The sequence below is a fragment of the Streptomyces sp. NRRL B-24572 genome, assembly GCF_002156145.1.
GTDB classification, from domain to species: Bacteria; Actinomycetota; Actinomycetes; order Streptomycetales; family Streptomycetaceae; genus Streptomyces; species Streptomyces vietnamensis.
On the sequence record NZ_MWIG01000450.1, the window covers coordinates 1 to 8338 of the forward strand.

At 71.3% G+C, this 8338-nt stretch carries 8 protein-coding genes; 5 read left to right on the forward strand and 3 right to left on the reverse strand.

Annotated features, from left to right (window positions below; translation table 11 throughout):
- Positions 1-145: 145 nt before the first annotated feature.
- Positions 146-793 (reverse strand): DUF461 domain-containing protein, encoded by a 648-nt coding sequence (locus CCN56_RS25740; protein ID WP_086830365.1) that lies wholly within the window; start codon positions 791-793, stop codon positions 146-148.
- A gap of 709 nt (positions 794-1502) precedes the next feature.
- Between CCN56_RS25740 and CCN56_RS25750 the strand changes: the two genes are divergently transcribed.
- From CCN56_RS25750 to rlmB, 5 genes are all read left to right on the forward strand, one after another.
- A complete protein-coding gene (locus CCN56_RS25750) occupies positions 1503-1985 on the forward strand; it encodes a CarD family transcriptional regulator (protein WP_003953493.1) in 483 nt (160 codons plus the stop codon).
- A 339-nt stretch (positions 1986-2324) separates the two neighbouring features.
- A complete protein-coding gene (gene ispD, locus CCN56_RS25755; RefSeq protein WP_086830366.1) occupies positions 2325-3074 on the forward strand; it encodes a 2-C-methyl-D-erythritol 4-phosphate cytidylyltransferase in 750 nt (249 codons plus the stop codon).
- On the forward strand, positions 3064-3564 hold the full coding sequence (gene ispF / locus CCN56_RS25760; RefSeq protein ID WP_086830367.1) for a 2-C-methyl-D-erythritol 2,4-cyclodiphosphate synthase: 501 nt from the start codon (positions 3064-3066) through the stop codon (positions 3562-3564). Before ispD ends, ispF begins: the two co-directional genes overlap by 11 nt.
- 92 nt (positions 3565-3656) lie before the next feature.
- The gene (gene cysS, locus CCN56_RS25765) at positions 3657-5057 is read left to right on the forward strand and encodes a cysteine--tRNA ligase (protein ID WP_086830368.1); all 1401 of its coding nucleotides are present in this window, start codon (positions 3657-3659) and stop codon (positions 5055-5057) included.
- Positions 5058-5144: 87 nt separating this feature from the next.
- Positions 5145-6101 carry a 23S rRNA (guanosine(2251)-2'-O)-methyltransferase RlmB gene (rlmB, locus tag CCN56_RS25770; protein ID WP_086830369.1) on the forward strand — a complete coding sequence of 319 codons (957 nt, stop codon included), beginning with the start codon at positions 5145-5147 and terminating at the stop codon, positions 6099-6101.
- Positions 6102-6131: 30 nt separating this feature from the next.
- On the opposite strand, the gene CCN56_RS25775 is transcribed toward rlmB, so the two are convergent.
- Both CCN56_RS25775 and CCN56_RS43415 read right to left on the reverse strand, forming a co-directional pair.
- The gene (locus tag CCN56_RS25775) at positions 6132-6764 is read right to left on the reverse strand and encodes an NUDIX hydrolase (protein ID WP_086830370.1); all 633 of its coding nucleotides are present in this window, start codon (positions 6762-6764) and stop codon (positions 6132-6134) included.
- A gap of 35 nt (positions 6765-6799) precedes the next feature.
- Positions 6800-8338, reverse strand: a 1539-nt coding sequence (locus tag CCN56_RS43415; protein ID WP_086830371.1) for a hypothetical protein, incomplete at its 5' end; no start/stop codon positions are given.

Below are 8338 nucleotides of genomic sequence, written 5' to 3' on the forward strand. Positions count from 1 at the left end.
GACGGTCCGCGGCCTCGGGTACAAGTTCGAGCCGTAAAGAGCCGTAGGGCCGAGGCCGAGGCCTAAAGAGCCGTCATCGGTTCGTACGTACGCGCGAAGGGGCGCCCCCGTCCGGGGGCGCCCCTTCGCGCGTGTCCGTTCGCCGTCAGTGGCCGGCGGTCGTCGGCTCGCCCGAGGCCGGGGTCTCGGCGGCGCCCGAGGCCTCGCCCGAGGGCGTCGCGGAGGCGGTCGGCGAGGTGGTCGCCGAGGCGGTCGGCGCCGCCTGCGGGACGGCCGGGACGGCGCTCGGGCCGTACGCCTCGAAGTAGCTCTTCGCCGGGACGACGAAGGCGTTCAGGCCGACGTCGCCGGTCCTGCTGAGCTTGAAGACGACCTTCTGCGCGTCGCCGTCACGGGCGGCCTCGGAGCCGTTCAGGACAAGGGCGGAGGCGTTGCCCTCGCCGCCGATGACGACGGAGCCGTGGGCCGGGACGACGATCGGGCCCGTGCCCCCGGCGGCCTTCAGCACCACCGCGGCGCGCAGGCCCGGCAGGCTGATCGAGTCGAGGGTCTGCGGCAGGCGGCCGTTGTTGAAGACGGTGGCCGAGACGGCGGCCGGGCCCTTGACGCCGGGCTCGGGCTGGGTGATTACCAGCGCGTTCTGGATCTTGACGTCGTCCACGGTGACGGCGGCGTTGTCCGGCCGCACTTGCAGCGTCTGCGCGTCGTTGCCCGCTCCACAGGCGGACAGCAGGGCGACGGAGAACACGGTGGCGGTGGCGGCGAGGGCGCCGCGTCGAAGGCTGCGGCTCACGGCGGCGGCATCTCCTAGGACGTACGGACAGGCGTGGGAACTAAGGGACAGCTAAAGGTGTGTCAGCGCGCTTAGGTTACCGAGCCTCACTCCGCGTCCCGCACCCGACCCGCCCCTAACCGATCAGAGCCGCCCGGGAGGCGCCCCGGAGCCGCTCTCCGGGAACACCGCCGGGGCGCCTGACGCGGGCCCTCCGGCGTCCCTTCCGCAGGCCCCCCTCGGCTCTCCCGTACGCCCTTCCGGTACTCGTCGCCCGGCCGCCCATCTGGCCGGATCACGACCCATTGACCTGTTGTTCACATAACCGCCTTGATCAATTCGGAGGCGTCCCCGCATTCCCCGCGGCCACCCCCGCGGAAAATCCCGCACCGATGTCGCTTGATGTCCACTGATCAATTTCGGGAATCACCCCCGGATGCATCCGTACGGGTGGGCGATCCTCGAACGGAGCAGGTGAAGAAGGCCACTCCGAACCGGACAAACCGGGGCATCGCCCCTCCCTGGAGGGGCTCCGGGTATGTGTAACGTGCGCGTTTCTCTCCGTCCACGCAGCCGCTCCGACCTGCGAATACCGCCTTCCGGAAGCCCTCCGCAGCACGTTCGTGTCACCGTTGTCAAGCCCCGAGATATGCCCTGACCTGCGAAAACGCCATTCAGAAGAAGCCGAATCCGTGTTACCCTGGATAGCCACGGAAGGGGTACCTGTCACATGACGTTCAAGGTTGGCGACACCGTGGTCTATCCCCATCACGGGGCCGCGCTGATCGAGGCCATCGAAACTCGCCAGATCAAAGGCGTGGACAAGACCTACTTGGTGCTCAAGGTCGCGCAGGGCGACCTGACGGTTCGTGTGCCGGCGGACAATGCGGAGTTCGTCGGTGTTCGCGACGTGGTCGGTCAGGACGGGCTGGACCGGGTCTTCGAGGTGCTGCGCGCGCCGTACGCCGAAGAGCCGACGAACTGGTCCCGTCGCTACAAGGCAAATCTCGAGAAGCTCGCCTCCGGCGATGTCATCAAGGTCGCCGAAGTGGTGCGCGACCTGTGGCGTCGTGAGCGCGAGCGCGGACTTTCCGCAGGTGAGAAGCGCATGCTCGCCAAGGCTCGGCAGATCCTGGTGAGTGAGCTGGCCCTCGCGGAGAACACGAACGAGGACAAGGCCGAGGCTCTCCTCGACGAGGTCCTCGCGTCCTGAGCCGCGTTTCCAAGTGAAGCAGTGAAGCAATGCCGTGGTGCCCGCTGGCGTGCTGTGATCCACACAGCGCCGTCGCCGGGCGCTGCGGCATGTTCGCGTAGGCGGCATGTTCGCGCAGGCGCGTCGCGTCGGCCTGTTCGCGTACCTTTGCGGAGCCGTACGCCCGACCGCACCGCTGAAGTAACCCGCACCCCCTGAACTTTCTCCACCCGAACCCCTGTGCCCACGCGGCCACGCCTCGACCGTCGTCACGGAAAGGGCCCGGTCAAGGCGGTGCGTCCGGCACGGTGAGGCCATACCCATGTCGGCCGCGGAAACAAACCTGCCGGAGTGCAACCGATGTCAGACGAAGTGCGTCCTAGCCGTACCGCCGTGGTGATCCCGGCCGCAGGGCGGGGCGTACGCCTCGGCCCGGGCGCCCCCAAGGCGCTCCGCGCGCTGAACGGCACCCCCATGCTGATCCACGCCGTCCGCGCGATGGCCGCCTCCCGCGCGGTCTCGCTCGTGGTCGTGGTCGCGCCCAGCGACGGGGCCGCCGAGGTCAAGAACCTCCTCGACGCCCACGCCCTGCCCGAGCGGACCGACTACCTCGTCGTCCCCGGCGGCGAGACCCGCCAGGAGTCCGTCCACCTCGGCCTCAAGGCGCTCCCCGAGGGCATCACCACCGTCCTCGTCCACGACGCGGCCCGCCCCCTGGTCCCCGTCGACACCGTGGACGCCGTCATCGAGGCCGTACGGGACGGGGCCGTCGCCGTCGTCCCCGCGCTGCCCGTCGCCGACACCGTCAAGGAGGTCGAGCCGGCCGAGAAGCCCGGCGACCCCGAGCAGGTCGTCGCCACCCCGGTCCGCGCCCGCCTCCGCGCCGTCCAGACCCCGCAGGGCTTCGACCACGACACCCTGGTCAACGCCCACGCCACGATCGCCCTCACCGGCGAGGGCGCCACCGACGACGCCGGCATGGTCGAGCGGCTCGGCGCGCCCGTCGTCGTCGTGCCCGGCCACGAAGAGGCCTTCAAGGTGACCCGTCCCCTCGACCTCGTCCTCGCCGAGGCCGTACTCGCCCGCAGGAGGGCCAACGATGGCTTCTGATCTCCCCGTGATCCCCCGGACCGGCATCGGCACGGACGTCCACGCCTTCGAGAAGGGCCGCGAGCTGTGGTGCGCCGGTCTGCTCTGGGAGGGGGAGGAGTACGGCCTCGCCGGGCACTCCGACGGTGACGTCGCCGCCCACGCCGCCTGCGACGCGCTCTTCTCCGCCGCCGGGATCGGCGACCTCGGCGCCCACTTCGGCACCTCGCGCCCCGAGTGGTCCGGCGCCTCCGGCGTCACCCTGCTCGCCGAGGCCGCCCGGATCGTCCGCGCCGAGGGGTACGAGATCGGCAACATCGCCGTGCAGGTCGTCGGGGTCCGCCCCAAGGTCGGCAAGCGGCGCGACGAGGCGCAGAAGGCGCTGAGCGAGGCGGCGGGCGCCCCCGTCTCCGTCTCCGGCACCACCACGGACGGGCTCGGCCTCACCGGCCGCGCCGAGGGCCTCGCCGCCCTGGCGACCGCCCTCGTCTACCCCGTATCGCCCCGGTAGCAGCCCCGTATCGCCCCGGCAGCGGTGAAAAACGTGCCCCGCCGCCGGGAATCGGTCGCAGGGCACTACCACACGCCCACTACCCTGGAGTGGTGACTATTCGCCTGTACGACACCAGCGCCCGGCAGATCCGTGACTTCACCCCGCTCACTCCGGGCTGCGTCTCGATCTACCTCTGTGGTGCCACCGTGCAGGCGGCCCCGCACATCGGCCACATCCGGTCGGGGCTGAACTTCGACATCATGCGCCGCTGGTTCGCGTACCGCGGCTACGACGTCACGTTCATCCGCAACGTCACCGACATCGACGACAAGATCATCAGGAAGGGCGTCGAGCAGGGGCGCCCCTGGTGGTCCATCGGCTACGAGAACGAGCGCGCGTTCAACGACGGTTACGAGGCCCTCGGTTGCCTCCCGCCGACCTACGAGCCCCGCGCCACCGGTCACGTCCCCGAGATGATCGAGATGATGCGGGGGCTGATCGAGCGCGGCCACGCCTACGAGGCGGACGGCAGCGTCTACTTCGACGTGCGCTCCTTCCCGGGCTACCTGGAGCTGTCGAACCAGGACATCGACGACCTCCGCCAGCCCTCCGAGGAGGGCATCACGGGCAAGCGCGACCCGCGCGACTTCGCCATGTGGAAGGCGACCAAGCCGGGCGAGCCCGACTGGGAGACCCCGTGGGGCCGCGGCCGTCCCGGCTGGCACCTGGAGTGCTCGGCCATGGCCCACAAGTACCTGGGCTCCGCCTTCGACATCCACGGCGGTGGCCTCGACCTGATCTTCCCGCACCACGAGAACGAGATCGCCCAGGCCAAGGCCTTCGGCGACGAGTTCGCCCAGTACTGGGTGCACAACGCCTGGGTCACCATGAGCGGCGAGAAGATGTCGAAGTCGCTCGGCAACAGCGTGCTGGTGTCCGAGATGGTGAAGAACTGGCGGCCCATCGTCCTGCGCTACTACCTGGGCACCCCGCACTACCGCTCGATGATCGAGTACAGCGAGGAGTCCCTGCGCGAGGCCGAGTCGGCGTTCGCCCGCATCGAGGGCTTCGTCCAGCGCGCCACCGAGAAGGCCGGGCGCGATGTCGCCCCCGCCGCCGAGGTGCCGCCGGCCTTCGCCGAGGCCATGGACGACGACCTGGGCGTGCCGCACGCGCTGGCGATCATCCACACCACCGTCCGCCAGGGCAACAGCGCCCTCGCCGCGGACGACAAGGACGAGGCCATCGCCCGCCTCGCCGAGGTCCGCGCCATGCTCGGTGTCCTCGGCCTCGACCCGCTCGACCCGCACTGGGCCGAGGAAACCGGTGGCGGCGAGGAGCTCCACGGCGTCGTCGACACCCTCGTGCGCCTCGTGCTCCAGCAGCGCGAATCGGCGCGCGAGCGCAAGGACTGGGCGACCGCGGACGCGATCCGCGACCAGCTCACGCAGTCCGGCCTCGCCATCGAGGACAGCCCCGACGGCCCCCGCTGGACGCTGGGGAACCGTTAGAAGACGTGCCGCTCGGGACACCGGGCGGCACACTTCAATTACAGACTTTGTACGTCAGTACGTCAGCAGAGGAAACAGGTAGCAGTCATGGCCGGGAACAGCCAGCGCAGGGGACGTCGTACGTCCAACAAGAAGGGCGCGACGGTCGGCAGCGGTGGCCAGCGGCGCAAGGGCCTCGAAGGCAAGGGCCCGACGCCCAAGGCCGAGGACCGCAAGGGCCACAAGGCGTACCGCGTCTCCAACGCCATGGCCCGGAACGCGGCCAAGCGCAAGCCCGTCGCCCGCCGCGGCGGCAAGGGCCTGTCCGAGATGGTCGTCGGCCGCAACCCGGTCTTCGAGGCCCTGCGCGACGGCGTGCCCGCCACGACCCTGTACGTGCAGCAGTTCATCGACAACGACGAGCGCGTGCGCGAGGCCCTGAACCTCGCCACCGGCCGCGGCAACATCAACATCATGGAGGCGCCGCGCCCCGAGCTCGACCGGATGACGAACGGCCTCAACCACCAGGGCCTCGTCCTCCAGGTCCCGCCGTACGAGTACGCGCACCCCGAGGACCTCGTCGAGGCGGCGCACGACGACCACGACCAGCCGCTGATCGTCGCCCTCGACGGCGTCACCGACCCGCGCAACCTCGGCGCCGTCGTCCGCTCCGTCTCCGCCTTCGGCGGCCACGGCGTCGTCGTCCCCGAGCGGCGCGCCGCCGGCATGACCGCCGGCGCCTGGAAGACCTCGGCCGGCACCGCCGCCCGTACCCCGGTCGCCCGCGCCACCAACCTGACCCGCTGCCTGGAGCAGTACCAGAAGGCCGGTCTCACGGTCGTCGGCCTCGCGGCCGACGGCGACCGCGAGGTCCACGAGCTGGAGGAGCTGGGCGGCCCGGTCGTCATCGTCGTCGGCTCCGAGGGCAAGGGCCTCTCCCGCCTCGTCGGCGAGACCTGCGACTTCCTCGTCCGCATCCCGATGCCGGGCGGCGCCGAGTCCCTCAACGCCGGTGTCGCCGCAGGCGTCGTCCTCTACGAGGCGGCCCGCCGCCGCATGGGCTGACGCCCGTCCGACGTACGACCCGCGCCCGCCTCAGGCCGTCAGGCCCGCCAGGCGGGCGCGGGTCATCACGGCGATGGTGAACCCGTCCGTGATCCGCCCGTCGGCGATCATGGCCTCGGCCTCGGCGGACGACACCGTCAGGGAGCGGCGGATGGCCTCGCCCGTTTCGAGGCGCCCCACGGCGTCGATCCGGGCCGCGAACAGCAGCACCCGGTCGCCGGTGATCCCCGAATCGGGATGCACGGAACCGAGCGGGACCAGCTCCCGGACCTTCGCGCCGATCTCCTCCACCAGCTCCTTCGCCGCGTTCGCCTCGCCCGTGAGGCCCGCCGTGCCGAAGCCGCGCGGGACCTCCCACTGCCAGGACCGGGTGGCGTGCCGGTAGTGCTCGATCAGCACCACCCGGTCGCCCAGGAGCGGCAGGACCACACACCCCGGCTCGGCGGTCGCGCTCACCGCGCGGATGTACGCGCCGGTGTAGCCGTTGGGGAAGCGCACGGCGTCCCGTACGAGCAACACGTACGGGTCCTCGTACACCACCCCGCCGGCAGCCTCCACCGCCGCCGGGTCCGTGAGGATCTCGATCCCGCCGGGCTCGTTGCGGAACAGTTCGGGCCGCTCCTCGCGCAGCCGTGCGTAGCGGTCCGTGGGCTCCTCGCTCATGGACTCTGCCTCTCCCGGCCCTCCGGCCGTTCTCCTCAGTCGGGCTGACGCTGCTGGTCGGCCTGGCGGAGGCTGCCGATCGGCTGGTCCGTCCGGACGACCCGTCCGCCGTACGCCCCCAGAATCGCCTCCCAGTCCCGCTTCAGGTTGCCCAGTCGCAGCGTCGGCAATGTCAGCGAGTGACCGAGTCCTCCGCGCCGGCCCTTCGCGCCCCGGTCGAAGAACTCGAGCCGGATCGTCAGCGCGCCGGCGACCGCGGTCAGCCCCTGCACCAGCCCCGTCATGAGCGACACCTCCTCGCCGCTCGTGATCTGCAGGGCGACCCCGCCGGCCTCGACGACCAGGGCCGTGACGATGTCCCGGGCGTAGCCGTCTCCGGAACCGCTGCTCGTCGCCCGCGCGGCCTTCAGCATCCGGGCGTGCCGCCGCGCCACCTCGGAGGTGCCCGCCGCGAACTCCTCGGGGGACGGGAGCCGCCCGTTGTCGAAGGCGCCGCCCCGGACGAAGGAATCGAGGGAGTCGACGTACGCCCGCCACTCCTCCTCCCGCCGGAGCCGGTTGATGTCGGCGAGGGAGAGCCCGGCGTACGAGTTCGGGCCGTCGACCGTCCGGTGCAGGACGTCCGCGAACAGATCCCGCAGCAGCCTGCCGATCGCCTCCGGGTCGTCGTCGCGGGGCCGCAGGTCCGGGCGCAGCTCCTGGAGCGTCGAGCGGGGCGGGGAGTCCGGCGGGGTCAGCGGGATCAGGCCGCCGGCCCGGGGCACGCCCAGGCTGTAGAGCAGGTCCACCAGCTGCTTGGTGGGGACGATGTCGTCGCCGTCCCGCAGCAGGTTCTGGTACGGATCGGTCCCGGGCCGGGTGAGGAACCGCTCGTAGACCGCGTTGCGGGTGATGTCCCGGTCGTTGTCCTGCTCGCCGGCCCAGAAGTACATGTCCTTCAGGATGCCCTCGCGCATCGACCGGGCCAGTTCCTCCGGGATGCCGAGGTCCTGGGCGAGCTCCTTCGCCTTCAGCCGGCGCAGGAGGGAGAGCTGCGAGGAGAAGAAGTTGCCGACCTGCTCGGCCTTGCCGCGGTTCGACTCGTCGTTCCAGTCGAAGCGGACGAGGGCCGGGTCGGCCTCCTCCGTCACCAGCCTGCGCCAGGCGTGGCCGACGGCCCGGTCGTGGGCCCAGGTGAAGTCGGAGGCGGCGTCCCTCTCCGTGTACAGGTACGGGACGAGCACCCGGTCGTTCAGGAGCCGGACGAACGCGTCCCGCTCCACGGGGTCGGCGGACGGCAGGTAATTCGAGTACAGCGCCTCGTTGTTGAGGAAGAAGGCGCGGTTGACCACCAGGGTGCCGCTGTTCACGAGCGAGCGGCGCAGCTCGGCGGAGGCCGCTTCGACCGCTTCCACGGGAGGCCGGGCGGGCGCGGAGGCGTGCTGGCGGGCGCTCGCGAGATGGGCGGGCAGCCACTGGTTGTCGAGGGCCTGCGCCATCACCGGGTAGTCGTGGAGGTCGCCGAAGACGAGTCGACGGGGGTCCCGTTCGGGACGGTCCGGGGTCCCGGCGCCGGCGGGCGCGGGGCCCTCGGG